The following is a 26,636-nucleotide window of genomic DNA, read 5'->3' as shown; positions in this document are numbered from 1 at the left end:
CTCACTCCTCGCGCTCACTGGAGCGCCCGGGCCGAGGCCGCGTCGACCAGCGAACCGAGCTGGTGCACGCGCAGCGTGTTGGTGGAGCCGGGGGTGCCGGGCGGGCTGCCCGCCACGATCACCACGTAGTCACCCGGGTTGGCCCGGTTGAGGCCGAGCAGCGCCTGGTCGACCTGGCGGAACATGTCGTCGGTGTGCTCGACGAACGGCATCAGGAACGTCTCCACGCCCCAGGAGAGCGCGAGCTGGTTGCGCACCTCCGGCACCGGCGTGAACGCCAGCAGCGGCAGGTCGCAGTGCAGCCGGGCCAGCCGCTTGACGGTGTCACCGGTCTGCGAGAACGCGACCATGGCCTTGGCGCCGATGGCCCGGGCGATCGACGAGGCGGCGACCGTGAGCGCGCCGCCGTGCGTACGCGGGTCGTGCTGCAACCGGGGGACGGCGATCGAGCCGGCCTCGGTGGTGGTGATGATCTTCGCCATGGTGCTGACGGTGAGCACCGGGTACTTGCCGACGCTCGTCTCGCCGGAGAGCATCACCGCGTCCGCGCCGTCGAGCACCGCGTTGGCCACGTCGGAGGCCTCGGCGCGGGTCGGGCGGGAGTTCTCGATCATCGAGTCGAGCATCTGGGTGGCCACGATGACCGGCTTGGCGTTCTCCCGGCACAGCTGCACGGCACGCTTCTGCACCAGCGGCACCTGGTCCAGCGGCAGTTCGACGCCGAGGTCGCCGCGGGCGACCATGACCCCGTCGAAGGAGAGCACGATCGCCTCCAGGTGGTCGACCGCCTCCGGCTTCTCGACCTTGGCCAGGACCGGGCGGCGCACGCCCTCCTCGTCCATGATCGAGTGGACGAGCTTGATGTCCTCCGGCGAGCGGACGAAGGAGAGCGCGACCAGGTCGACGCCGAGGCCGAGGGCGAAGCGCAGGTCCTCGGCGTCCTTGTCGGACAGGGCCGGGACGCTCACCGCGACGTTCGGCAGCGAGACGCCCTTGTTGTTGGAGACCGGGCCGCCCTCGGTGACCAGGCACCGGATGTCGTTGCCGGTGACGTCGCTGACCTCGACCGCGACCCGGCCGTCGTCGATCAGCAGCCGGTCGCCCGGCTTCACCTCCTGCGGCAGCTTGCGGTAGGTGCAGGAGACCCGCTCCTTGGTGCCCACCACCTCGTCGCCGGTGATCACGACGGAGTCGCCGGTGCGCCACTCGTGCGGGCCGTCGGCGAACCGGCCCAGCCGGATCTTGGGCCCCTGGAGGTCGGCGAGCACCGCGACCGGGCGCCCGGACGCCTCGGCGGCCTCCCGGACCAACCGGTAGACCGATTCGTGGTCGGCGTGACTGCCGTGGCTGAAGTTGAGCCTCGCCACGTTCATGCCGGCTTCTACGAGCCCGCGGATACGCTCCGGGGAGGCGGTTGCGGGGCCGAGAGTGCAGACGATCTTCGCGCGGCGTGTCACGCCCATCAGGCTAGTCTCTCCTCCGGATCGGCCTCCCGGCCGACCCCTTGCGGACTGCGGAACATTTGTCCAACGACGCGCGTCAACCGCGTGGGCGGGCGGTAGGCGTACCGCACCGGAACGTCGTGTGGCGGGCATCGGCGACCGCGCGGTGAGAAATCGTACCGCTCCCCGTCACGGGCCGGCCGGGGGCACTGTGGGGCCGCCGCGCCCGGCCGTCCGGCCGTGGGCGGGCACTGGGTACGCGGCAGTGGGCGGTGCCGTCGGAGGGGCTCGCGCGGAGCCTCAGCTCTCCGTCTTGACCAGCGGGAACTCCAGTGAGCCGGCCGGGCAGAGGAAGGTGAGCACCTCGACCCGGTAGAGCCCGGCCTGTACCGCCGGGTCGGCCTCCATGACGCTGCGGACGTCGTCCACCGAGCCGGTCCGGGCCAGGCCGAAACCGATCGGCGGGTCGGGTTCCCGGGCCGGGCCGTCGACCGACCCGTCCACGAGCACGATGCCGCGCCGTTGCAGCGCCCGCATGTGCTGGAGGTGCTCGGCCTGCAACCGCTGCACTGTCTCGTCCGGCAGGGCCCGTCCCGAGGGCCCCGGGTAGAGCACGATGCACTCGTACGTGTCCAGCGCGAAGTCGAGCCGTGGCGTCGCGGCCATGCGCACCTCCTGACCACCGTCCCGCCCAGCCTCCCACGGCGGCCCGGTGCGCCGGGGCCGCTCGCCGCAACTGCCGGTGCTTCGCCGCCACGATTCGGGGAATGTCCAGGGGTCGGGGCGCAGCACCGCCCCGCGAGGTACGTACGAGCACAGGAGGACCGCGAATGGCCACCAGCACCCAGCCCGCCAAGGCGTCGGGCAGCTACCGGATCGGTGGCGACCTGCCGGTCGACCGCCTCGGCTACGGGGCGATGCAGCTCACCGGCCCCGGCGTGTGGGGCGACCCGAAGGACCCGGCCGAGGCGGTGCGGGTGCTGCGCCGCGCGTACGAGCTGGGCGTCACGTTCATCGACACCGCCGACTCGTACGGGCCGTTCGTCAGCGAGCTGCTGATCCGCGAGGCGCTGCACCCGTACGCCGACGACCTGGTCATCGCGACGAAGGCCGGGCTGACCCGCTCCGGCCCGGACGACTGGCGGCCGGTGGGCCGCCCGGAGTACCTGCGCCAGCAGTGCGAGCTGAGCCTGCGCCACCTGGGCCTGGACTGCATCCCGCTCTACCAGCTGCACCGCATCGACGCGAAGGTGCCACTGGCCGACCAGCTCGGCGAGCTGGCGCTGCTGCGCCAGGAGGGCAAGATCCGGCACATCGGGCTGTCCCAGGTCAGCGTCGAGGAGATCGAGGCGGCCCGGGCGATCGCGCCGATCGTGTCCGTGCAGAACCTCTACAACCTGGCCGACCGCAGCGCGGAGACCGTGCTGGAGCACTGCGAGCGCCACGACCTGGCGTTCATCCCGTGGTTCCCGATCGCCACCGGCAACCTGGCCCGGCCCGGCGGCCCGCTCGACGCGATCTCGACCTCGCACGGCGCCACCCCGGCGCAGCTCGCGCTGGCCTGGCTGCTGCGCCGGTCGCCGGTGATGCTGCCGATCCCCGGTACCTCGTCGGTGGCGCACCTGGAGGAGAACGTGGCAGCGGCCGAGGTGGAGCTGACCGACGACGAGTTCGAGGCGCTGGCCAAGGCAACCTGAGCCGGCCGCCGCACCTCCGCCGACCCGCCCCTTTCGCGGACTGTGATCGAGCAACTACTGTCAGAGGGATTCTCGCGAGTGGGGGTCCGCTGTGGAGGAGTTCGACTACGTCATCGTGGGGGCCGGCGCGGCGGGGTGCGTGCTGGCGAACCGCCTCACCGAGGATCCGGGGACGCGGGTGCTGCTGCTGGAGGCGGGCGGCTGGGACCGCAGCCCGTACGTGCGGGTGCCGAAGGCGTTCTCCCGGCTGATGGACGACCAGCGCACCGCCTGGCACTACCCGGCCACCACCGGGCCGGGCCGCCAGGAGATCTGGCAGCGCGGACGGATGATCGGCGGCTCCACGTCGGTGAACGGCATGATCTGGAGCCGCGGCGCGGCCCGGGACTGGGACGCCCTCGAACCGCTGGGCTGGGGCTGGTCGGCGATGCGGCGGGTGTTCCCGCAGTTGGAGGACCACCCGCTCGGGCCCGCGCCGCACCGGGGCGTCGGCGGTCCGGTGCGGCTGTCCGTCGCCACCGGCACCGACCCGCTCGCCGAGGAGATGGTGGCCACCGGCGCCGAACTGGGCTGGCGCCGCGCCGACGACCTGGACGCCCACGACGACGAACGGATCGGCTACCCCACCGCCACGATCCGCGCCGGACGCCGGGTCAGCGCCGCGGACGCGTTCCTGCACCCGGTGCGGCGCCGGCCCAACCTGACCGTCGAGGTCGGCGCCGTCGTCCTGCGGGTGCTCGTCGAGGGCGGCCGCGCCACAGGTGTACGGGTGGCGCGCGGCGGCGGGGAGACCACGTACCGGGCGGCGGGTGAGGTGATCCTCGCCGCGGGCGCCCTGGCCACCCCGCACCTGTTGCAGGTCTCCGGCATCGGGCCGGCGGACACGCTGCGCGCGGCAGGGGTGCCGGTGCTGCTCGACCGGCCCCGGGTCGGCGCGGGGCTGCGCGAGCACCGGTCGATCGTGCTCCAGTACCGCCTCGCCGAACCCGGCGGCCACAACATGACCATCGGCAGCCCGCTCGGGCAGGCCCGGGCGACGCTGCGCTGGCTGCTCACCCGGGGCGGACCGCTCGCCCTGCCGGTGCTGGACGTGGCGGCCCACCTCAAGTCCCGGCCGGAGCTGGATCGCCCGGACGCGCACCTGCTGATGGCGCCTTTCTCGGCCGCCCCGCCGCGCCCTGGCAAGGCGCTGGAGCTGGAGCGGGAGCCGGGCCTGATGTGCCTGGGCACCGTCACCCGGCCGGACAGCGAGGGCAGCCTGACGATCACCGACGCGGACCCGCGAACGCCGCCGGCCATCGTGGCGAACTACCTCACCACGGAGCACGACCGGCGGGTGGCGGTAGACCTGTTCCGCCGGATGCGGGAGTTCTTCGGCACCGGCCCGATCGCGAAGCGCATCCAGGCCGAGACGGTGCCCGGAACGGCGACCAACACCGACGCGGAGATCGTCGAGGCGGCTGTGGCACGCGGCTACTGCGGTTACCACGCGATCGGCACCTGCGCGATGGGCACCGGCGACGAGCACGTGGTCGACCAGCGGTTGCGGGTACGCGGCGTGGACGGGCTGCGGGTGGTCGACGCGTCGGTGCTGCCGGTGATGGTGGCCGGCTGGACCAGCGCCCCGGTGACCGCGCTGGCCTGGCGGGCCGCCGACGTGATCAGGGGACGGGACGCGGACTGACTGCCCGGACCCGGGCGGACGTGCCCGGACCCGCGCGACGGCGGGTCCGGGCACGTGGCTCAGACCGCGAAGCAGTTCGGCTGGACCGGGGCGCCGGCGAGCACCTGGCGCACCGCCGTGTACGTGGTGCCGTCCAGCACCAGCCCGAGGTGGCCGACGACCCGCAGCGGGCACCAGGCCTGCACCAGGATGTTCGTCGCGCCGTCGGCGAGCACGGCGTTGTCGACCGGCCGGACCAGCTCGTCCTGCCAGGTGCGCACGGTGGCCCAGCGGACCGGGCCGGGCGTGTCGTCCCCGGCGTTGAGGTCGGCGAGGAAGCTCGACCCGATGGTCATCTGCTGGCAGGCGATCACCCCGGCGCAGCTGCCCAGCCCGAGGACGGCGACCAGGTTCGCGACGTAGGTCCCGTACTGCGGGCTGCCCAGGCTGACGTACTGGTCGACGGTGGCCGCGCCGCCGAGGTACTTGACGTACCAGCGGCTGACCAGCCCGCCCTCGGAGTGGCCGACCAGGTCGACGCGGGCCGCGCCGGTGGTGGCGCGCACCCGGTCCACGTAGGACGACAACGCCCGGGCGGACTCGCGGATGTCGCCGAGACCGAGGTTCGGCAACTGGAAGATCGAGACCCGGTAACCGTCGGCGCGCAGCCGGGCGGCGATCGGCTCGTACGCGATGGAGATTCCACTCAGGCCACCGACCACGATCACCGGGTCGGCGGCCGCGGCGGCGGCCCGTTGCGCGGCGGTGGCGACGGCGGCCGTGTTCGACGGGGTGGCGGGTTCGGCGGTGGCGGCCTGGGCGGCGGCCGGGACGAGCAGGACGGTGGCGGCGGTGGTGGCGGCCAGGATCGTTCGGAGCAGCATGGGCTGCACCTCCGGGGGGAGGCACCCGGGCGGACCCGGGGGGACGGGTGGGATCCGATCGATCGTGGTCACGATGATGCGTGTCCGATTTCACACACGTCAATGAAAAGTTACGCGGCGGTAACCCTTGTCGCGCCCTCAGCGCAAACCGGCATGCCGGACCGGGCTCAGTTGCCCAGCGCCTGCACCTTCGCGATGGTCTCCTGCACGTGCTGCCGGGCCGGTTCCCCGCCCTGCGCGGCCTGCGCCAGCGCCTGCCGGTAGGAGTCGATGACCCCGATCAGCGGGCCCGCCGTGGCCCCCTCCAGCGCGCCCGCCACCAGCGCCCGCGCCTCGGCCGCGTCCTGCGCGGCAGCGGCGGTGCGCGCCTTGGCCTCGTCCAGCTTCTGTGCCGCCGCCGCCAGCCTGGCGATGATCTCCGCCGCGCTCACACGCCCTCCCCCAGCTCACCCGCCCCGGAAGCCTACCTCCCCAACCCGCCCTCCCACCTTCGCGATCTTGCAGTTTCCGCCCGCCCAAAAGCCACCAATGCCGCACCCCGGGGGCCGCAACTCCATGATCGACGGAGCGGTAGGGGCGGGGTCAGCGGAGGAGGCGGAACAGGAGGAGGTAGAGGCAGAAGAAGGACGGGGAGACCAGCGCGCAGATCACGAAACCCAGCGGCACGTACCGTCCGGCCGGGGGCGCGTCGCCCTCCACCGCCGGGCGGCCCCAGCGGGCGAGCACCACCTGACCGGCCACGAAGGACATCAACGGCACGCCCGCGCAGCTCAGCGCCGCCACCAGGTCCAGCCCGCTCACCGGCAGCGACGAGCCCACTATCGCGATCAGCATCAGCAGCGAACCGGCGAGCGCGCAGCCCGCGTACACCACCACCGCCCGCGCCGGCGCGGACCAGGTGGGCAGCAGCACCGGCGTGCGGGCCAGCGCGTCGGCCTGCTGCCCGAACACGTCGGCCTCCTCGGCGAGCCGCCCCGCCGCCGCCAGCTCCCCCGCCGGGTCGCCGGCCCGCGGCGCCGGAACACCACCCGATGGGTACGCCCCGACCTCCGGCCGCCCCGGCACGTCGGCTACGCCGCCGGTCACCCCGTCCCCCGGTCCGGGCACGGGACCTGGTGCTCCCCCACCGGCCACCATCGCCGGTGCCGGCTCCTCCGCCGGGACCGAGGTCATCGGCACACCGATCGCCTGCCCGAGCCGGTCGAGGTGCTGCCCCTGGGCGGCGAGCCGCTGCCCGACCGAGTCGACGGCGGCCTGGAGGCCGCGGCGGCGCTCCGCCTCGGCGGCGATCTCCCGCTCACCGCCCCGCTGCCGGGTGGACAGCTCCCGCAGCAGCGCCGCGTACTCGTCGAATCCACTCATGTGATGTCTTTCGTTCGCGACTGCGGGGCTCGCAAACCCGGCTCACTCCTCGCGCTCACGGGGTGACCTCACTCCCGGCGGCGAACGGCACGATCAGCGCGGTGCGGTGCTCGTGCCGGTCGACGAGCAGGGCGCGTCCCTCGCGCGGGACGTACGCGAGGTCGTGCACGCCGAGGTGCAGGCCCAGGTCGGCGGCGGGGACGTTCAGCGCGACCAGGCCGGTCACATCGTCGCGGTGCCCACTGCCGCCCAGGTCGTCGGCGAGCCGGCGCAGCCCGCGCCACCAGCCGAGCACGTGCACCCCGCGCGACGGTCCCTGGCGCAGCACGGCGCGCAGGTCGTCGTACCCGGATCGGAACGTCGCCGGGTCGGAGGCGGCGAGCGTCGTGGCGGCGGCGTCCATCCCGAACACCACGAGGTAGGTGCGCCCGGCCGCCGGGGCGTCCCCGGCTGCGGCCTCGGCGAGCTGGGCGCGCAGCGCGCCGGCGTCGAGGCGCCGGACCGGATGCCCGGCGGCGGCCAGCGTCATGGCCAGGTCGTCGGCGGCGTCGGTGGTGCCCGGTGCCAGCGGCGCGAACAGGAACCGGGCGGTGCCGGGGGCGTGCTGGCGGGCCAGGGACAGGGTCGCCGACCGGAGCACGTCCGCGCCGACCGCGGCGGTGCCGACCACCGCCAGGTGCCGGCCCGGGCTGCCGTCGAGCGCGAACCCGGCCGGGCTGCCGGGGACGTCGACCACGCGGCCGACGAGCGCGTACGGCGGGTCGGCGCCCGGCGTCAGCGCCGCCCAGGCGGGGTCGTCGGTGAGCCGGGGCATCTCGTGTCCCCGGAAGACGGCAGGCGGGCGTGACCCGGCCGGGCGGGCCGCGTGCAATTCGTGGCGCAGCGCCGCGAGGTCGGCCGAGGCGGCGTGCGCGTCCGGGAACCGCACCTCGGCGTCCGAGCCGGGCGCGCCCGCGCCGGTGTTCACCACTGCGGTGCCGACGGTGAGCCCGCGTGCGGCGTCGTTGCGCGGGTCCAGCACGGCGTCGCCGCCGGGCAGCGCGATCCGCAGCGGGAACTGCCCGAAGATCGCCTCGGCCCGGCCGTAGAGCGCCTCGATGCCGGTGGTGCTCTGGCTCGCCAGCACCAGGTGCAGGCCGTACGAGCGTCCCTTGCGGGCCAGTTCCTCGATCAGGTCGACGGCCTGCCGGGCCAGCGCGTCGTTGCCGGCGAACAGCACGTGGAACTCGTCGACGACTGTGACGATCCGGGGCGGCCGGGCGTTGGGCGGCAGGTCGGCCAGGCGGCTGACGCCGTGCCGCTTCAGCAGGTCGGCGCGGCGGCCCAGTTCGGCGCGCAGCTCGCGCAGCACCGCCACGCCGTACTCGCGGTCGGACTCGATGCCGACCGCGTCGGCGTGCGGCAGCCAGGACGGGTCACGGTCGGTGGGCACGAACTCGGTGAAGCTGACGCCCTCCTTGAAGTCGAGCAGCATCAGCCGCAGCTCGGCCGGGGAGTAGCGGGCGGCCAGCCCGTACAGCACGTCGAGCAGCAGCACCGTCTTGCCGGCACCGGTCCGCCCGCCGATCAGCCAGTGCGGGGTGGCGTCGTCGAACGCCACGCTGAGCGGACGGCGGCCGGCCCGGCCGAGCACGGTACGCAGCCCGGACGCGGCGGACCCGGCCCAGCGCTGCGCGGGCAGCAGGTCGGTGAACGTGACGCCGTCCTGGTCGGCGGCCTCGGCGTACCGGCGGGCCAGCGCGGTCACAGTGGCGTGCGACGGGTCGCCGTCGAGCACCACGGGTGCGGCCAGCCCGCTGCCGTCGGTGCTGAACGGGCGCCCGGGCGGGTCGCCGACGAGCGTGTACCGCTCGGTGACGCGAAGCTGGGTGGTGGCGCCCAGCGGCGGCGCGGCGCTCGGCCCGGCCGGTGGGTGGCCGGCCAGCAGCACGCAGACGGCTGCGGCCGGGCCGGCGTGGGTGAGCGCGGCCAGCCGGGCCAGTTCCCGGGGCGGTGGCGCGGACGCGGCGACCACCACCAGCAGCTCGCGGTCCTCCGGCGCGGACCGCTGGGCGGTACGTGCGTGCCGCTCGGCCAGGTCGAGCAGGGCCGTCGTCTCCGCCTCGGTGGTCGCCGCCGCGGCGAGCACCCCGGCGTCCTGGAGCGGGCGCAGCGGCAGGAACGCCGCGCCGAAGGCGGCCTGGTCGATGCCGGCCACCCGGATCGCGCCGGCCGGCGCGGCGGTCAGCAGCCGTACCACCACCGCCCGCAGCAGCTCGCCGACGCGCGGGTCACGGGCGTCCGCGTCGACGGCCAGGTGCGCGCCCGCGCCCACCGGCACGAGCACCGGGAACGCGCCGTCGACAGTGGTCGCGGCGCCGAGGCGTACCGGAACGGGGTGGGTGGCGACGCGGGCGGTGCCGGGCACCGCGGCGGCCAGCTCACCGCCGAGGCGGGCCAGCCGCGCCACCAGCTCCGGGCTGCCCACCGGCGCCGGGCCCGCGGCGCCCAGCAGCCGCCGGGCCGCCTCCCAGTGCCGCACCGCCCGCCGATGCCGATCGACCGCCTGCCGGTACGCCGCCGCGAGTCTGCCCACCGTCCGCCCTCCGACGTTTGCGATCGAAGGGAACCCTAACGGACGCGCGCCGCACCGGCACGGGGCGCTCCGCACCGGGGATTCGTCCACTGTTCACCCGGCTACGGACGGGCGCGCCGCACGCCGTTCCCCCGGCCCGGCTTGCCTTCCCCCAGGCAATCGTGCGCACAGGAAGGCGACGACGTGACCACCTCACCTCTCCCCCGGCGGTCCCTGCTGCGCGGCGGCGTGGCCGGCGGACTCGGCATCATGGTGGCCGGCAGCCTGGAGGCGATCGCCGGACCGGCAGCGGCCCGGCCCGCGTGCCGCCCCGCCGTCGGCTACGGCGACCTGGTGCCGGACCCGGCCGGCCTGCTGGCGCTGCCGCCGGGCTTCTCGTACACGGTCGTCGCGCAGGCGGGCGCGACGCTGCTGGAGTCCGGGCAGCCCACCCCGAGCGACGCGGACGGCACCGGCTGCTTCCGCGGCCCGCACGGCTCGGTGCTGGTGAACAACCACGAGATCGGCGGCGACGAGCCGTACCCGGTGCCCGCACTGCCCGGCCTCACCTACGACCCGGGCGCCCGCGGCGGCACCACCACCATCGAGGTGGACCGGCACGGGCGGCGGCTGCGCGAGTACGTGAGCGTGGCCGGCACGCACAACAACTGCGCCGGTGGCATCACCCCGTGGGGCACGTGGCTGACCTGCGAGGAGACCGAGCAGCGGGCCGGCGGGCGGTTCCTGAAGGACCACGGGTACGTCTTCGAGGTCGACCCGCACGACCGGTCCGCCAACACCGACCCGGTGCCGCTGACGTTCCTCGGGCGGTACTCCCACGAGGCGGTGGCCGTCGACCCGTACACCCATTCGATCTACCTGACCGAGGACGCGAGCGGGCCCAACGGCCTGTACTTCCGGTGGACGCCGCCGCCCGGCTTCCGGGCCGGCAAGGGCGCGCTGCGGGCGCTCGCCCAGCGGCCCGACGGCGACACCGCGGGCAGCCTCGCGGCGATGCGCTGCCTGCGCGGCGACGACCACGTGGCCGACCTGTCCGAGGCCACCACGCCCGGCACCCGCTACCGGGTGGAGTGGGTCGAGGTGCCCGACCGCGACGCCCGGACCGTGTCGGTACGCAAGCAGTTCACCGACGCGGAGGTGACCCGCAGCCGCAAGCTGGAGGGCGCCTGGTGGGGCGACGGCGGCGCGTACTTCGTGGCCAGCTACGCCCGACACGACGACGGCAGCGCCCACGAGCACGACGGGCAGGTGTGGTTCTACGACCCGCGCCGGCAGACCGTGACGCTGAAGACCATCTTCGGGGTGAACACCGACCCGGAGGCCGACACCGGCAACTACGACGGGCCGGACAACATCACCGTGTCGCCGTACGGCGGGGTGATCCTGGCCGAGGACGGCGAGGGCGTGTCGCACCTGGTCGGCGTCACCGAGCAGGGCAAGGCGTACCCGCTGGCGCGCAACGAGCGCAACGACAGCGAGTTCACCGGGCCGACGTTCAGCGCGGACGGGAGGACGCTGTTCGCCAACATCCAGTCGCCGGGGTACGTGTTCGCGATCACCGGACCGTGGGGGCGGCCTGGTAACGGGCACCGCTGAGCGGGTGGCCGGCGGTTCCCGGGCGGGAGCCGCCGGCCGATCCGCCTCTCCTCGGCGATCTTGCACCTGCGGCCCCGAAGAACGGTGCATAAGCTGCATTTCGCCGCCCGAAAGTGCAAGATCGGCGCACTGGACCGCGCCGACGGTTGTCCGCGCGACGCTCTCGGCGATCGCGGAGCGTGGCGGGGTCGGCTGAACCCGGCCGCACCCGCCACTTCCTCCCGCACAGAGCAGCCCTTGATGCGTCACGTCAACAAACGGCCGGACGTATCAATTCATGCCCGCCGGCGGGCGCAGGCCGTCCAGCGCGATGGCCAGGACGCGGTCCCGCTGGGCCGGGTCCGGGAACTGGTACGCGGCGAGGCCGCTGATCAGCCGGATCACGTCGTCGAAGCCGGCGTCCGGCCGAGCTTCCCCGGCGGCCTGGGCGCGGCGCAGCAGCGGCTCGCCGGTCGCGTAGATCTCGGTGCGGCAGCTGCGGAACACCTCGGAGTCGTGCACCAGCTCCTCGGCCAGCGCCCGCTTGGTGGCCACGTAGGCGACGAACCGGTGCAGCCAGCCGACCAGGGCGTCCCACGGGGGCTCGTCGGCCAGGTCGGCGGCGGAGGCGCTGAGCGCGCGCACCTCCTCGACATAGACCGCCTCGAAGAGGTCCCGCCGCTGCGGGAAGTTGCGGTACAGCGTGCCGATGCCCACGCCCGCCCGGCGGGCGATCTCCTCCAGCGACGCGCCCGCGCCGTGCTCGCCGAAGACCTCGCGGGCGGCGGCGATCAGCGCGTCGTAGTTGCGGCGGGCGTCGGCCCGCTTGGGGCGGCGCGCGAAGACCTCGCCGGACACGTCGGCGTCAGCCATGAGGCGCGTCACCCCTTCCGCCTTGCAACCGGAGGCACCCCTCCGCTAGGTTAATGGAGGCAAGCCTCCGGTTACTGACCGGAGCCACCCCTCCGGATAGCTTACTCCGGACTTCCGGCCGCCCTCCGGCCACGCGATCCTCGCGCCACGACACGGACCCGGGAGGTCCCACCATGCCCGCCGACCGCTGAGCGCCCGCACGACCCGGCCGCCACCGCCGCACGACTGCGCGAGCGGCCGCCAGTCTCGTACCGACAACGGGGAGTTCTCCCACATGATCCACTCATCAGGGCGCGGCTCGCGCCGACTCACCTTCCTCGTGCTGGCCGCCGGCACCGGATTCTTCGCGATGCTCCAGTCGCTGATCACGCCGGTGCTGCCCACCATCCAGCACGACCTGCACACCTCGCCAAACACGGTGACCTGGGTGCTCACCGCGTACCTGCTCTCCGCGTCCGTCTTCACGCCGATCGTCGGCCGCATCGGCGACATGGTCGGCAAGGAGAAGACGCTCGTCTTCTCGCTCGCCGCGCTCGCGCTGGGCTGCCTGCTGGCAGCCGTCGCCCCCAGCATCGGCGTGCTGATCGCCGCCCGCGTGGTGCAGGGCATCGGCGGCGCCGTCTTCCCGCTCTCGTTCGGCATCATCCGCGACGAGTTCCCGGCCGCCCGGGTCAGCTCGGCGGTGGCCTCGATCTCCGCGGTCGTGGCAGTCGGCGGCGGGCTGGGCGTGGTGCTGGCCGGGCCGATCGTGGCCACCCTGGGCTACCGGTGGCTGTTCTGGATCCCGCTGGTGGTGGTCGGGCTGACCGCGCTCGCCGCGCACCGGTTCGTGCCGCGCTCGCCGGTACGCATCCCGGGCCGGATCAACTGGCTCAGCGCCGTACTCCTGTCCGGCTGGCTGGTGGCGCTGCTGCTGCCGGTCAGCAAGGGCGCCGCGTGGGGTTGGGGCTCCGGCCGGGTGGTCGGGCTGCTGGCGCTGGCCGCGGCGCTCGCGACCGCCTGGCTGGCGACCGAGGCCCGGGCCGCGAACCCGCTGATCGACCTGCGGATGATGCGCCTGCCCGCGGTCTGGACCACGAACCTCGTCGGGCTGCTCTACGGCGCCTCGATGTTCGCCGTCTACGCGTTCCTGCCGCAGTTCGCGCAGATCCCGACCAGCGCCGGCTACGGCTTCGGCGCCAGCGTCACCCAGGCCGGGCTGCTGATGCTGCCGATGCTCGTCGGCATGTTCGTGGCCGGCCTGCTGGCCGGACGGCTGCAGTCCCGGTTCAGCGCCAAGGCGCAGCTGAGCACCGGCGCGGTGTTCAACGTGGCGGCCGCCGCCATGCTGACCGTCGCGCACGACACCCGCTGGCAGGTCGGGATCGCCGGCGGTCTGGTGGGCGTCGGCATCGGGCTGGCGTTCGCCTCGATGGCCAACCTGATCGTGGCGAACGTGCCGGCCGGGCAGACCGGCGCGGCGACCGGCATGAACGCCAACATCCGTACCATCGGCGGCGCGATCGGCGCGGCGCTCGCCAGTGCCGTGATCACCGCGAATCCGCAGCCGAGCGGGCTGCCCCGGGAGGCCGGTTTCACGGCGGGCTTCCTGCTGCTCGCCGGCATCTCGGTGGCCGCGGCGCTGGCCGCGCTCGCCGTACCCTCCGGTCGCCGCCGGTGGCCCCGGCGGCGGATCGGGCCGGCGGTGCCGGACCTGGCGCCGGTGCCGGCCGCGGAGCTGGTCCCGGCCCGCTGACCTCAAGGGGTACGAGCAGACGAGAGCCCCGCCCGGCGCGTGCCGGGCGGGGCTCCGCGGTGCCGGCCGCCTTCGCGGCTACGGTCCGAGCGGCGCGAGAAATGATCCTTGCCTCCCTGGCTGCCCAGCACGGCAACCTCGAACCCCAACCATGATCACGAATGGCGGCTGCGCACTAGCGTGGGGCGACGCGGCAGCCGGGGTCGGGGCCGGTGTCGGCCACGCCGCAGTGGAACATCTCGACCGGGGCGGCGTCCACGTCGGGCACCTTCGACACGGTGAGCAGCGCCAGCCGCTTCGCCACCGGTTCGCCTGAGTCCGGGGCGTACCGGATGAGGCCGCTGACCCCCGGGTAGCCGCCGGCGGCGTTCTGCCGCAGCACCTCGGCGTGCACCCCGACCGGGTTGACCGAGCGGGGCTCCCAGCGGCGGCCGGTGTCGGCGTGGCGCAGCCGGGCGGCGAGGCTCTCCAGTGCGCGTACCGTCATCATGGTGGCGTCATAGGCGAGGCTGACCCGCTCGCCGACCGGCGGGCCGGTCCCGGCGCGGCATCGGGGCGGGTCGAGCAGGCCGTCCGCGCCGATCCAGGTGAGGAAACTGCCCCGGGCGTCGTCGCGCCCGGCCTGCGCGGACCGCAGCGACGCGCAGGTGGCCAGCGCGGCCTTCGACACGTACGTGACCGGCAGGTTGCCCGGCGCGCTGGCGCGCAGCCCCGGGTTGGCCATGTAGCGGTTCACCGAGTCGTCGGCGACCAGGTGCCGGGGCGGATTCGCGCCGCACTCCTTGAGCGCGCGCATGAACCCGTCGAACTCCGACCAGCGGCCGGCGAAGAAGAGCATCCCCGGGTAGCCGCACTCCTGGGTGAGCCGCCGCCCGCTGCGCCACTCGTCGAGCCGGGTGATCCGGTCGCCGAAGCGTTCCCGCAGGCCGTCGACGAGGGTGGCGACGTACAGGTCGTCGGTGAGCGAGCTGCCCTCGCCGGTGGTCCAGTAGACGTGCGCCTCCCCCACCCGCAGCACCTGCCGGGCGTACGCCTCGACCATCCGGGCCTGGTCCCGGTTCGGCGCCGACATGGCCAGGTAGAGGCTGGAGTTGGCGTCCATCCGGTCGGCCGACAGCGTGGGGGCGAGCACCGGCAGGCCGACCCGGTTGAGTTCGCGCAGCGCCGCCGCCGTGCTGGTGCGGCTGTCCACCAGCCCGACCACGCCGAGCACTGTGGGGTCGTCGCGGGCCAGCCCTTCCAGCATCCGCACCGCGTCGTCGGCGTGCCGCATCTGCCGCCCGGCGTTCGCCACCACGATGTGCAGCAGCGCCGCGTCGTCCGCTGCCGCCGACTCCTGGAGCAGGGCGTACTGGGCGGTGGCCATGCCCTCCAGTTCCTCCCGCTCGGAGACGTAGGACTCCTCGTCCGCGCGGGTCCGGTTGCCGGTGAGGCTGCCCAGGTAGACAAGCGTCAGGTAGGGGCGGCGGTGCTCGCTGCGCCGCCACACCTCCTCGGCGGCCCGGTTCTGGGCGAAGATGCGCCGCTGCACGGCGCGCAGCCGGTCCTGCCCGGGCTCGCTGTTGAAGACCTGCCCGGCGGTGTCGCTGTACCCGACGCACTCCCCGCCGACGAGCCGGACGGTGACCCGGTCGGTGGGCCAGGGGCGGCAGTCAGGCGCCCACCGCCCGTGCGCCCACACGCCCAGCCCGGCGACGAGCGCCAGGGCCACCGCGGCGGGCAGGAACCGCCGCGCCCACCAGGGCGGGTCGGGTGCGACAAGGGCCGGCGGGACGCCTCCCACCGGCGCGTCGACGTCCCGGTCGTCCGCCTCCAGCAGCATCAGCCAGGCGCCGGAGCGACGCAGCCGGCGGTTCTCCGGCAGCGCCTCGGCCCACTCCTCGTACGCCTCCTCGGCCTCGGCCAGCGGCCGGGAAGCGGCCGGTTCCGGCGGCGGGTCGGCGGCGACCGCGACGACGAGCAGCGGGTCGTTGCGGCCGGTCTCGTTGCGCACCTCGTCGACGAGCCGGACCAGCGTGTGCCCGACGTTGTCCGGCCGCGCGCCGTCGAGCACCAGCACCGGATAGGCGGTGCGGCGCCAGTCCCCGGGCCGCCAGAACCGCCGCCGGTACGCCAGGCGCAGGTCCTCCAGGAACGCGTGCAGCAGCAGCTTCTCCACCTGGGCCGGGTGTTCGCCGTCGCGCCAGCCGGCGGTGAGCCGCTCGGCGAAGCCGAGGAACGTCACCGACTGGCGGGGCGCCAGGTACTGCTGGCGCATGAACCAGCGGTACTGCCGTCCGACGAGCGGCACCCGGCCGGAGACGGCGATCCGGAACACGACGCCGGGCACGGCCCGCCACAGCAGCCAGAGCAGCAGGTGCAGCGCGGCGCCGAGGCCGGAGTCGCCGCCGACCTGGGGGTCGTCACCGGTCCGCCGTCCCCGCCAGTCCCGCAGCCGGCGGACCAGCGCGGCCCGGCCGCTGTCGGCGGCGTCCAGGTCCACGGCGAGCGTCTGGTGCATCAGCCAGTCGGCCAGCGGGTAGTGCCGGAACCGCAGCCGGGGCGCGCCGAACGCCTCCACTGAGAGTTGCCGGTGCAGTTCGCGCAGCACGGCTGCGACGTCGTCGCCGGCCGGGCGGCCGGTCAGGTCCAGCACTACGTGCGGCACCCGGCGCCCGGCCCGGCGCGCCGCGAAACGCCGTAGCAGGGCCGCGACCGCGCTGTCCCCGGTGGGCCGGACCAGCCAGAGCAGCGGGAGCCGGCGGTCGCCGCGGCGTGGACGCCGCAGCAGCCGGGCCAGCAGGGTGAGCAGTTCCGGGCCACCGGCCGGGAGTTGCTCGCGGACCGGCCGCGGCCGGGTCGCCGGTTCACGCATGGTCACCTCCGGGTCGCATGCGGTGTCGCACCATTGTCGACGTTCGATGCAACCCGGCACCGCGGGGCCCCGCTCGACGGACGGGTGTCGAGCGGGGCCCTCCTCGCGTGCGGATCAGCCGATGGCGGCGGTCAGCGCGGCCAGGTAGCCGTAGCGGTAGCCGTTGGCGTTCGGGTGGTACGCCTCGATGACGCCGCTGACGTCGCGGATCCACGGCTCGGCGGCGCACACGCCGTGCCCGGCGAAGAACGGCCGCGCGTCGACGAAGGTGCCCCCGGCGGCGGTGGCCCGGCCGGAGATGACGCCGTTGAGCGTGTCGGCGGCCTGGTTGAGGATGGTGCGCTTGTAGCTGCTCATGGCGAGCAGTCCACAGGAGCCGGTCTCGAACAGCCGCGGGTAGCCGAGCACCACCAGCCGGGCGTTCGGGGCCCGGTTGCGGATCGCGGTGTACGTGGCGTCGAGCCGGGCGGGCAGCGTGGCGGTGGCGAACGCCTTCGACTCGTTCACCGCGCTCTCGCAACTGGACGTGCTGCCGAAGCGGCAACTGGTCATCACGTCGGCGAAGCCCGCGTCGTTGCCGCCGATGGTGATGGTGACCAGCGTGGTGCTGCTGCTGAGCTGGCCGACCTGGTTGGCCAGCACGTCGGCGGTGACCGCGCCTCCGCAGGCCGGGAACTTGAAGCTGGTGACCGAATGGGCGGCGGCCCAGAGCGGGGCGTACGACTTCTGGCTGCGCAGGCAGGTGGACAGGTCGTACGGGCCGGCGCCGACCCCGGAGGAGTAGGAGTCGCCGAGGGCGACGTAGTTGACGGTGGCCGCCCGGGCGGCGCCGGGCAGGAGCACGGCGCCGAGTACGGCCGCCAGGAGGGCGGCGAACACGGTACGGACGCGACGGGGCATGGCAGAGCCTCCACGGGGCAGGGGTGGTGGAGCCCGTTGACCGCGCGCGTGGCCGAGGGATCGGTGCTGTTACTGGTCGGTAATGCTATCGAAACATTCGTCGAAATTGAATAGCCCCGATCGGCCGGAAGGACAGATACGTTCACATGTGTCGATTAGTTTGACGGTGACGACACCCGACGGAGGGAGTCCCACCGTGCGACGCGCACTCACGGCGGCCATCGCCGCCCTGACCCTCACCGCAGCCGGCACCACAGTGACCGGTGCCCCCGGCCAGGCCGCCCCCACCGGCTGGGGCCGGCCGCAACCCGCGGCGGCCACCCCGACGCCGGGCAGTCCCGGGCTGGGCGACAGCTACTTCCCCGACTACGGCAACGGCGGCTACGACGTCGGCCACTACGACATACGGCTGCGCTACGAGCCGGCCACCGACCGGCTCAGCGGCACCACCACGATCCTCGCCACCGCCACGAAGGACCTGTCCCGGTTCAACCTGGACTTCGCCCTCGACGTCGAGTCGGTGCGGGTGAACGGGTGGGTCGCCGGGTTCGCCCGGGCCGGCGACCACGAGCTGGTGATCACCCCGGCCCGGCCGCTGACGAAGGGCCAGCAGCTCACCGTCGTGGTGAGGTACGCCGGCGTGCCGTCGCAGACCACCGTCTACGGCTACACGGCGTGGACGCGTACCGCCGACGGGGCGCTCGCCGTCAACGAGCCCGAGTCGGCCTGGTGGTGGTACCCGAGCAACGACCACCCGAAGGACAAGGCCACCTGGGACGTCTCGGTGTCGGTGCCGACCGGCGTCGAGGTGATCAGCAACGGCGTGCAGCCGCGCGACCCGCTGCCCGAGGCCGGCAACCGCACCCGGTGGAGCTGGCGCAGCGTCAAGCCCGGCGCCACGTACCAGGCGTTCCTCGCGATCGGGCAGTACGACATCGTCACCGGCACCGCGCCGAACGGGCAGCCGGTGGTCAACGCGTACAGCACCACGCTGGGCGAACGCCTGCCCGCCGCGCGGGCCAGCATCGAACGCACCGCCGAGATCGTCGACTGGGAGAGCGGGCTGTTCGGCCCGTACCCGTTCGAGGCGCAGGGCGGCGTGGCCGGGCCGGTCGACGGCATCGGGTTCGCGCTGGAGACGCAGACCCGCCCGGTCTACGGCCCGGGCTTCTGGCGGCGCGGCGCCAACACGTACGTGGTGGTGCACGAGAACGCCCACCAGTGGTTCGGCGACTCGGTGTCGGTGGCCGCCTGGCGGCACATCTGGCTCAACGAGGGCTTCGCCTCGTACGCCGAGTGGCTCTGGTCGGAGGAGCAGGGCGAGGGCACCGCGCAGGAGCTGTTCGACTTCACCTACGACAGCTACCCGGCCGACTCCGAGTTCTGGCAGGTGTGCCCCGGCGACCCGGGGCCGAGCGGGATCTTCGACGCCGCCGTCTACGACCGGGGCGCGATGGCGCTGCACCAGATCCGGCTCGCCGTCGGTGACGCGGCGTTCTTCCGCATCCTGCGCACCTGGACGGCCAAGCGGCAGTACGGCAACGGCACCGTCGCGCAGTTCCAGGCGCTCGCCGAGCGGATCTCCGGACGGGATCTCGACGCGGTGTTCACCACCTGGCTGTTCACGCCCGGCCGGCCCGACGTGGCGACCGCCGCGCGGACGACAGCCGCACCGGCGCAGCCGGCCTCGTGGGCGAAGATCCGGGCCGCGCACGACCTGCTCGGCCGCTGACATCCGCCGCCGCGCGGCGCGTCGTCCACGGACAGCGCGCCGCGCGGCGGCGGATGTTAAGAAGGGCCCCCTCCTCTACCTGAGGCGTTAAGAGGGGGCCCTTCCTTTCACCTGGCGGCGAGCGGCTGGCGGGCCGGGTCGACAGGGGCGGGCAGCTCGCCCACCCCGCCCAGGTACGCGTGGATCGCCGCCGCCGCGGCGCGTCCCTCGGCGATCGCCCAGACGATCAGCGACGCGCCCCGGTGCATGTCACCGGCGACGAAGACACCGTCGGCGGCCTGCCAGTCGGGGCCGGAGTCGATCGCGCCCCGGCGGTTGCGGGTCACCCCGAACTGGGCCAGCAGCGGCTGTTCCTCGGTGCCCTCGAAACCGATGGCGAGCAGCACCAGGTCGGCCGGGATCTCCCGCTCGGAGCCGGGCAGCGGCGTGACGATGCGGCGACCGTCCACCTTCTCCACTGTCACCTCGGCGATCCGGACCGCGCGGACCCGGCCGGTGCCGTCGTCCACGAACTCCTGCACCGCGACGGCGAAGACCCGCTCGCCGCCCTCCTCGTGCGCCGGGTAGTTGCGCAGCACCCACGGCCAGGTCGGCCACGGGTCGCGCTCCGCGTCCCGCTCCGACGGCGGCTCCGGGTAGAGGTCGAGCTGGTGGACGCCGGCCGCGCCCTGCCGGTGCGCCACACCGAGGCAGTCCGCGGCGGTGTCGCCACCACCGATGATCACCACGTGCTTGCCGGCGGCGTCGATCGGCGTACCGTCGGGCAACGTGGCGAGAGCGGGCCGCCCGTCCCCGGCGGCGGCCACCACCCGGTTCGCGGCGACCAGGTGCGCCATCGCCTGGTGCACGCCGCGCAGCTCACGGCCCGGCGTCTCCGGGGTGTCCCGGCCCTGCAACGCGCCGCAGGCCAGCAGCACCGCGTCGTGCTCGGCGCGCAACTGCTCGGCGGTCACGTCGACGCCGACCTCGACGCCGGTCCGGAAGCGCACACCCTCGGCGGTGAGCTGGGCCAGCCGCTTGTCGATGTGCTGCTTCTCCAGCTTGAAGTCGGGGATGCCGTAGCGGAGCAGGCCGCCGATCGCGTCGTCGCGCTCGTACACGGTGACCGTGTGACCGGCGCGGGCGAGCTGCTGCGCGGCGGCCAGCCCGGCCGGGCCGGAGCCGACCACCGCCACCGACCGCCCGGTCGGGGTGGACGCGGGCCGGGGCCGCAGGCCGTCGCGGGCCACTGCCGCGTCGGCGATCTCCACCTCGACCTGCTTGATGGTGACCGGCTGCTGGCCGCCGAGGCCGAGCACGCAGGCCGCCTCGCACGGCGCCGGGCAGAGCCGGCCGGTGAACTCGGGGAAGTTGTTCGTGGCGTGCAGCGACTCCACCGCGGCGTCCCAGTTGCCGGTGCGGACCAGGTCGTTCCAGTCCGGGATGCGGTTGCCCAGCGGGCAACCGTCGTGGCAGAACGGGATGCCGCAGTCCATGCACCGGGTGGCCTGCTCGCGGATCAGCTCCTCACCGGCCGGCGGGTAGACCTCCCGCCAGTCGGAGATGCGCACCGGCACCGGACGGCGGGCCGGCAGCCGCCGGTCGTAGCGCAGGAAACCGTTCGGGTCAGGCACGAGCCACCTCCTGGGCGACCGCCCGGGGCGCGGGCGGTACCGGCGCGGCCGACGGCACGCTGAGCGCACTCATCACCGCGTCGTCGACGTCTCGGCCGGCGGCTTCGGCGGCCCGCATGATCTCCATGACCCGGCGGTAGTCCCGGGGCACCACTGCGGTGAACTCCTCCACCGCCTGCGGCCAGCGCTTGAGCAGGTCCTCGGCGACGGCCGAGTCGGTCTCGGCGAAGTGCCGCTGGACCAGCTCGTGCAGCCGGTCGCGTTCCTCGTCCCGCAGCGGCGACAGGTCGACCAGCTCGGCGTTCACCAGCCGCTGGTCGAGCCGGTGCACGAACGCGGTGCCACCGGACATGCCGGCGGCGAAGTTGCGCCCGGTCGGCCCGAGCACCACGACGGTGCCGCCGGTCATGTACTCGCAGCCGTGGTCGCCGAGGCCCTCGACCACCGCGACCGCGCCGGAGTTGCGCACCGCGAACCGCTCCCCCACCCGGCCGCGCAGGAACACCTCGCCGCCGGTGGCGCCGTACAGGATGGTGTTGCCGGCGATGATCTGGTCCTCGGCGCGGCGGCCCGGCGTGGCGTCCACGCCGGCGAACGGCGCGTCGGCGTCCGGCCGGACCACGATCCGGCCGCCGGACAGTCCCTTGCCGACGTAGTCGTTGGCGTCGCCGTACAGGCGCAGCGTGACCCCGCGCGGCAGGAACGCGCCGAACGACTGGCCGGCGGTGCCGCGCAGCCGGAACTCGATCGTGTCGTCGGGCAGCCCGTCGCCGCCGAAGCGGCGGGTCACCTCGCCGCCGAGCATGGCGCCGACGCTGCGGTGCTCGTTGCGGACCTCGACCTCGACCCGCACCGGGGTACTGTCGCGCAGCGCCGGCCCGGCCAGCTCGATGAGCCGGTTGTCCAGCGCCGCGTCGAGGCCGTGGTCCTGGGCGCGTACGCCCCGGCGGGCCGCGCCCTCGGGCAGCTCCGGCAGGTGCAGCACACGGCTCAGGTCGAGCCCGTGGCCCTTCCAGTGGTCGATCGCGCCGGCCACGTCGAGCAGCTCGGTGTGGCCGATCGCCTCGTCGATGCTGCGGAAGCCCAGCTCGGCCAGGTAGCCGCGGACCTCCTCGGCGAGGAACAGGAAGAAGTTCTCCACGAACTCCGGCTTGCCGGTGAAGCGCTCACGCAGCACCGGGTTCTGGGTGGCGATGCCGACCGGACAGGTGTCCAGGTGGCACACCCGCATCATCACGCAGCCCTCGACGATCAGCGGCGCGGTGGCGAAGCCGAACTCCTCGGCGCCGAGCAGCGCCGCGATGAGCACGTCCCGGCCGGTCTTGAGCTGGCCGTCGACCTGCACCGTCACCCGGTCGCGCAGCTTGTTGAGCAGCAGCGTCTGCTGCGCCTCGGCCAGGCCCAGCTCCCACGGGGTGCCGGCGTGCTTGAGCGAGTTGAGCGGGGACGCGCCGGTGCCGCCGTCGTGCCCGGAGATCAGGATGACGTCGGCCTTGAGCTTGGCCACGCCCGCCGCGACGGTGCCCACGCCCACCTCGCTGACCAGCTTGACGTGCACCCGGGCGGCCGGGTTGACGCACTTCAGGTCGTGGACGAGCTGGGCCAGGTCCTCGATGGAGTAGATGTCGTGGTGCGGCGGCGGGGAGATCAGGCCGACGCCGGGGGTGGCGTGCCGGGTCCGGGCGATCCACGGCCAGACCTTGTTGCCTGGTAGCTGCCCGCCCTCGCCGGGCTTGGCGCCCTGCGCCATCTTGATCTGGAGGTCGTCGGCATTGACGAGGTATTCGCTGGTCACGCCGAACCGGCCGCTGGCGATCTGCTTGACCGCGGAGCGCCGCGCCGGGTCGTGCAGCCGCTCGACGTCCTCGCCGCCCTCGCCGGTGTTGGACTTGCCGCCGAGCCGGTTCATCGCGATGGCCAGCGTCTCGTGCGCCTCCGCCGAGATCGACCCGTACGACATGGCGCCGGTGGCGAAGCGCTTGACGATCTCGGTGGCCGGCTCGACCTCGTCCAGCGGCACCGCCGGGCGGACGCCGGTGCGCAGCGTGAACAGCCCGCGCAGCGAGCCCGCCTGTGCGGCCAGCTCGTCGACCTTGGCGGTGTACTGCCGGAACACGTCGTACTGGCGGCTGCGGGTGGCGTGCTGGAGCAGGAAGACCGTCTCCGGGTTGAACAGGTGCAGTTCGCCCTCGCGGCGCCACTGGTACTCGCCGCCGACCTCCAGCCGGTCGGTGGCCTGCGCGCCCGGTGCCGGCCAGGCCCGCGCGTGCCGGGCCGCCACCTCGGCGTGGATCTCGTTCAGGCCGATGCCGCCGATGGTGCTCGGGGTGCCCCGGAAGTACCTGTGGACCAGGCGGGTGTCCAGGCCGACCGCCTCGAAGACCTGCGCGCCGCAGTACGACGACACGGTCGAGATGCCCATCTTGGACATGATCTTCAGGACGCCCTTGCCGAGCGCCTTGACGTAGTTGCGGACGGCCTTGACCCGGTCCACGCCGGCCAGCACGCCGGTGGAGATCATGTCCTCCACCGACTCGAAGGCCAGGTACGGGTTGACCGCCGCCGCGCCGTACCCGATCAGCACCGCCGCGTGGTGCACCTCGCGGCAGTCGCCGGACTCGACGATCAGCGCCACCTGGGTACGGGTCTGCTCGCGGACCAGGTGCTGGTGCACCGCGGCGGTGAGCAGCAGCGACGGGATCGGCGCCAGGTCGGCGTTGGAGTCCCGGTCGGAGAGCACCAGGATGCGGACGCCGTCCTCGATCGCCTCGGAGACGTGCCGGCAGATCTCGGTCAGCCGCGCCTTGATGCCGGCGCCGCCGTCGCGCAGGCGGTAGAGCCCGGAGACCCGGACCGCCTTGAAGCCGGGCAGGTCGCCGTCCTCGTCGATGGACAGGATCTTGGCCAGCTCGTCGTTGTCGATCACCGGGTACGGCAGCACGATCTGCCGGCAGCTCGCCGGGCCCGGGTCGAGCAGGTTGCCCTCCGGCCCGATGGTGGACGCCAGGCTGGTCACCAGCTCCTCCCGGATGGCGTCCAGCGGCGGGTTGGTGACCTGCGCGAAGAGCTGATGGAAGTAGTCGTAGAGCAGACGCGGCCGGGTGGACAGCGGGGCGATCGGCGTGTCCGTGCCCATCGAGCCGATCGGCTCGGCGCCGCTGCGGGCCATCGGGCCGAGCAGGATCTTCAGCTCCTCCTCGGTGTAGCCGAACGTCTGCTGGCGGCGGCGTACCGAGTCGTGGGTGTAGACGGTGTGCTCGCGCGGCGGCAGGTCGTCCAGCTCGATCAGGCCGGCGTGCAGCCACTCCTGGTACGGCTGCTCGGCGGCCAGCTCGGTCTTGATCTCGTCGTCGGAGACGATCCGGCCGTTGACGGTGTCGACAAGGAACATCTTGCCCGGCTGGAGGCGGCCCTTGGCGACCACGGTGGCCGGGTCGAGGTCGAGCACGCCCGCCTCGCTGCCCAGCACCACCAGGCCGTCGGCGGTGTGCCACCAGCGGCCCGGCCGCAGGCCGTTGCGGTCCAGCACCGCGCCGACGATCTCGCCGTCGGTGAACGCGACCGACGCCGGGCCGTCCCACGGCTCCATCAGGCTGGCGTGGAAGCGGTAGAACGCGCGCTTGTCGGCGCGCATGTCCGGGTCGTTCTCCCACGCCTCGGGGATCATCATGAGCACCGCGTGCGGCAGGCTCCGCCCGGCCAGGTGCAGCAGTTCGAGCACCTCGTCGAAGTTGGCCGAGTCGGACGCCGCCGGGGTGCACACCGGGAAGACCCGGCGGATGTTGCCCGGAATGCTCGGGCTCCGGAGCAAGGCCTCGCGGGCCTGCATCCAGTTCCGGTTGCCGCGGATCGTGTTGATCTCGCCGTTGTGCGCGATGAAGCGGTACGGGTGCGCCAGCGGCCAGGACGGGAACGTGTTCGTGGAGAAGCGCGAGTGCACCAGCGCGATGGCGCTGACCACCCGCTCGTCGGTCAGCTCCGGGTAGAACGCGGGGAGCTGGTCCGGGGTGAGCATGCCCTTCCACACCATGGTGCGGCCGGACAGCGACGGGAAGTACGCCGGCACGCCCCGCTCGGCGGTCTCCCGCTCGACCTGCTTGCGCAGGCAGAACGCCACCCGGTCCAGGTCGAGCCCGGTCAGCGGGGAGCCGGCCGGGCCGTCCGGCGAGCCGGTCAGCCGGTGCGCGGCCACGAACAGCTGCCGGACCCGGGGCATCGCCGCGAGCGCGGTCTCGCCCAGGCCGGACGGGTCGGTCGGCACCTCGCGCCAGCCGAGCACGTCGGCGCCCTCGACCAGCGCGTACTTGTCGACCACCTGGCGGGCGCGGGCCTCGGCCGCGTCGTCGTCGGGCAGGAACACCAGGCCGGTGGCGTACTGGCCGGCCGGGGGCAGCGAGAAGTCGACGCTGCCGCGCAGGAACGCGTCCGGCACCTGGATCATGATGCCGGCGCCGTCCCCGGTGTTGTGCTCCGCGCCCCGGGCGCCCCGGTGGTCCAGCCGGCACAGCGCCCCGAGGCCGTTCGCGACGACCTGGTGCGAGCGCCGCCCGTGCAGGTCGGCCACGAAGGCCACACCGCAGGCGTCGTGCTCGTACGCGGGGTCGTAGAGCCCGGTCGTGTGTGGGGCCGACTGCGGGCTGTGAGGGTACGGAAAGGCCACCGGGCCTCCTGTCGTCACTCAGGATGGATCATGGTGGGGACGACGTCGGCCCTCTGCGGTTTATTGAGTCTACGTTAGGGCTTCCGGCGCAAGGCCAGTTCAGATTGATCACACTTCCAGATGCTGGGACGTGTAGTCTCGCGCGGTGGATCTCGCACGCGCTGACGTACTCGACCGGTTGGAGCGGTTCTACGACGCGGTGCCCCGCGACGGGGCCCGGACCGAGGATTACGGCGCCCTGGTGCTGTTCGTCCGCGACGGGGACGGCTGGCCGTTCTACGCCCGGCCCCGGCTCGACGCCACCGAGCATCCCACGCTCGCCGACGTGACAGCGGTCCGCGCCCGGCAGCGGGAGCTGGGCCTGCCGGAGGCGTTCGAGTGGGTGCACGAGCACCAGCCCGACCTGCTGGCGGTGGCCCGCTCGGCCGGGCTCAGCGTGCTGGAGGCGCCGCTGATGCTGCTGGAGCCGGAGCGGCTGCCCGATCCGGGGACGTTCAGCGACGTACCGGTGCGGGTGCTGGACCCCGGCGACCCCGGCTTCGCGGCGGACATCGCGCTGCGACGGGCCGTCGCGGCGGTCGGCTTCGCCAACGGCGGCACCGCGCGCGGCGACGCCGGACCGGCCGAGCGGGACGCCGCCCTCGCCCAGCTGGACGTGGCGGCGCTGGAGGAGGAGGCGACCCGGGTCGCCGACGGGCGGCGTATCTCGGTGCTCGCCGAGACGCTCGACGAGGGCGCGCTCGCCAGCGGGATGGCGATGCGGGTCGACGACGTGGCGGAGATCGCCGGGGTGGCCACGCTGCCGTCCGCCCGGCAGCGCGGACTGGGCGCGGCGGTGACCGCCACGCTCGCGCGGGAACTGCGCGCCGCCGGCACCGACCTGATCTTCCTGAGCGCCGGCAGCGAGGACATCGCCCGCGTCTACCTGCGGGTCGGATTCCGCCGGATCGGCACCGCCTGCATCGCCGAGCCCGCCGCCGTCATCTGACTACTTACCCGGCTGTCGGGCCGGGCCGATCGCCCGGGGACCGCGCCGACTGCGGGCCGGGCCGCCGGGGAGCCGTGCCGCCC

General features: G+C 74.0%; 17 protein-coding genes. 6 read left to right on the top strand and 11 right to left on the bottom strand.

Annotated features, from left to right (window positions below):
* Window positions 1–14: 14 nt before the first annotated feature.
* Both pyk and FB455_RS01385 read right to left on the bottom strand, forming a co-directional pair.
* Complete coding sequence (gene pyk / locus FB455_RS01390) at window positions 15–1,463, bottom strand: pyruvate kinase (RefSeq protein WP_013287531.1); 1,449 nt, start codon at window positions 1,461–1,463, stop codon at window positions 15–17.
* A 279-nt stretch (window positions 1,464–1,742) separates the two neighbouring features.
* A complete protein-coding gene (locus tag FB455_RS01385; RefSeq protein WP_013287532.1) occupies window positions 1,743–2,108 on the bottom strand; it encodes a YciI family protein in 366 nt (121 codons plus the stop codon).
* Between the two features lie 164 nt (window positions 2,109–2,272).
* Between FB455_RS01385 and FB455_RS01380 the strand changes: the two genes are divergently transcribed.
* Together FB455_RS01380 and FB455_RS01375 are read left to right on the top strand one after the other, a co-directional pair.
* Entirely contained in the window at window positions 2,273–3,139 is an 867-nt protein-coding gene (locus FB455_RS01380) for an aldo/keto reductase (RefSeq protein WP_145751887.1), read from the top strand.
* Between the two features lie 91 nt (window positions 3,140–3,230).
* Window positions 3,231–4,823: a GMC family oxidoreductase N-terminal domain-containing protein gene (locus FB455_RS01375; RefSeq protein ID WP_145751885.1), complete on the top strand. Its 1,593-nt coding sequence runs from the start codon at window positions 3,231–3,233 to the stop codon at window positions 4,821–4,823.
* 59 nt (window positions 4,824–4,882) lie between these two features.
* Here FB455_RS01375 and FB455_RS01370 read toward each other — a convergent pair whose 3' ends face one another.
* The 4 genes from FB455_RS01370 to FB455_RS01355 form a co-directional block, all read right to left on the bottom strand.
* Window positions 4,883–5,686: a lipase family alpha/beta hydrolase gene (locus FB455_RS01370; RefSeq protein ID WP_013475832.1), complete on the bottom strand. Its 804-nt coding sequence runs from the start codon at window positions 5,684–5,686 to the stop codon at window positions 4,883–4,885.
* A 167-nt stretch (window positions 5,687–5,853) separates the two neighbouring features.
* The gene (locus tag FB455_RS01365; RefSeq protein WP_013287536.1) at window positions 5,854–6,117 is read right to left on the bottom strand and encodes a DUF6244 family protein; all 264 of its coding nucleotides are present in this window, start codon (window positions 6,115–6,117) and stop codon (window positions 5,854–5,856) included.
* A gap of 151 nt (window positions 6,118–6,268) precedes the next feature.
* The gene (locus FB455_RS01360) at window positions 6,269–7,048 is read right to left on the bottom strand and encodes a hypothetical protein (protein ID WP_030271993.1); all 780 of its coding nucleotides are present in this window, start codon (window positions 7,046–7,048) and stop codon (window positions 6,269–6,271) included.
* 55 nt (window positions 7,049–7,103) lie between these two features.
* Window positions 7,104–9,623, bottom strand: a complete 2,520-nt coding sequence (locus FB455_RS01355) for an FtsK/SpoIIIE domain-containing protein (protein WP_145751882.1) — start codon at window positions 9,621–9,623, stop codon at window positions 7,104–7,106.
* A 183-nt stretch (window positions 9,624–9,806) separates the two neighbouring features.
* On the opposite strand from FB455_RS01355, the gene FB455_RS01350 reads away from it, so the two are divergent.
* The gene (locus FB455_RS01350; RefSeq protein ID WP_145751880.1) at window positions 9,807–11,219 is read left to right on the top strand and encodes an alkaline phosphatase PhoX; all 1,413 of its coding nucleotides are present in this window, start codon (window positions 9,807–9,809) and stop codon (window positions 11,217–11,219) included.
* A 270-nt stretch (window positions 11,220–11,489) separates the two neighbouring features.
* Here FB455_RS01350 and FB455_RS01345 read toward each other — a convergent pair whose 3' ends face one another.
* Window positions 11,490–12,071: a TetR/AcrR family transcriptional regulator gene (locus tag FB455_RS01345; RefSeq protein WP_030271987.1), complete on the bottom strand. Its 582-nt coding sequence runs from the start codon at window positions 12,069–12,071 to the stop codon at window positions 11,490–11,492.
* A 274-nt stretch (window positions 12,072–12,345) separates the two neighbouring features.
* Here FB455_RS01345 and FB455_RS01340 point away from each other — a divergent pair, with 274 nt between their 5' ends.
* Window positions 12,346–13,806, top strand: coding sequence for an MFS transporter (locus FB455_RS01340; RefSeq protein ID WP_145751878.1), 1,461 nt, complete (start codon window positions 12,346–12,348; stop codon window positions 13,804–13,806).
* Between the two features lie 175 nt (window positions 13,807–13,981).
* Here the strand turns inward: FB455_RS01340 and FB455_RS01335 are convergent, their stop codons facing one another.
* Both FB455_RS01335 and FB455_RS01330 read right to left on the bottom strand, forming a co-directional pair.
* Entirely contained in the window at window positions 13,982–16,660 is a 2,679-nt protein-coding gene (locus FB455_RS01335; protein WP_145751876.1) for a type 1 periplasmic-binding domain-containing protein, read from the bottom strand.
* Between the two features lie 114 nt (window positions 16,661–16,774).
* Window positions 16,775–17,560, bottom strand: a complete 786-nt coding sequence (locus tag FB455_RS01330) for an SGNH/GDSL hydrolase family protein (RefSeq protein ID WP_071098356.1) — start codon at window positions 17,558–17,560, stop codon at window positions 16,775–16,777.
* A 196-nt stretch (window positions 17,561–17,756) separates the two neighbouring features.
* Between FB455_RS01330 and FB455_RS01325 the strand changes: the two genes are divergently transcribed.
* The gene (locus FB455_RS01325) at window positions 17,757–19,292 is read left to right on the top strand and encodes a M1 family metallopeptidase (protein ID WP_145751874.1); all 1,536 of its coding nucleotides are present in this window, start codon (window positions 17,757–17,759) and stop codon (window positions 19,290–19,292) included.
* Window positions 19,293–19,399: 107 nt separating this feature from the next.
* Here the strand turns inward: FB455_RS01325 and FB455_RS01320 are convergent, their stop codons facing one another.
* Window positions 19,400–20,905 (bottom strand): glutamate synthase subunit beta, encoded by a 1,506-nt coding sequence (locus tag FB455_RS01320; protein ID WP_145751872.1) that lies wholly within the window; start codon window positions 20,903–20,905, stop codon window positions 19,400–19,402.
* On the bottom strand, window positions 20,898–25,565 hold the full coding sequence (gltB, locus tag FB455_RS01315; RefSeq protein WP_145751869.1) for a glutamate synthase large subunit: 4,668 nt from the start codon (window positions 25,563–25,565) through the stop codon (window positions 20,898–20,900). Before gltB ends, FB455_RS01320 begins: the two co-directional genes overlap by 8 nt.
* Before the next feature lie 145 nt (window positions 25,566–25,710).
* Here gltB and FB455_RS01310 point away from each other — a divergent pair, with 145 nt between their 5' ends.
* Entirely contained in the window at window positions 25,711–26,553 is an 843-nt protein-coding gene (locus tag FB455_RS01310; RefSeq protein WP_145751867.1) for a GNAT family N-acetyltransferase, read from the top strand.
* Window positions 26,554–26,636: the final 83 nt, after the last annotated feature.

It is taken from the genome of Micromonospora sp. CNZ296, assembly GCF_007827635.1.
This window is presented reverse-complemented; position numbering and strand designations above follow the sequence as displayed.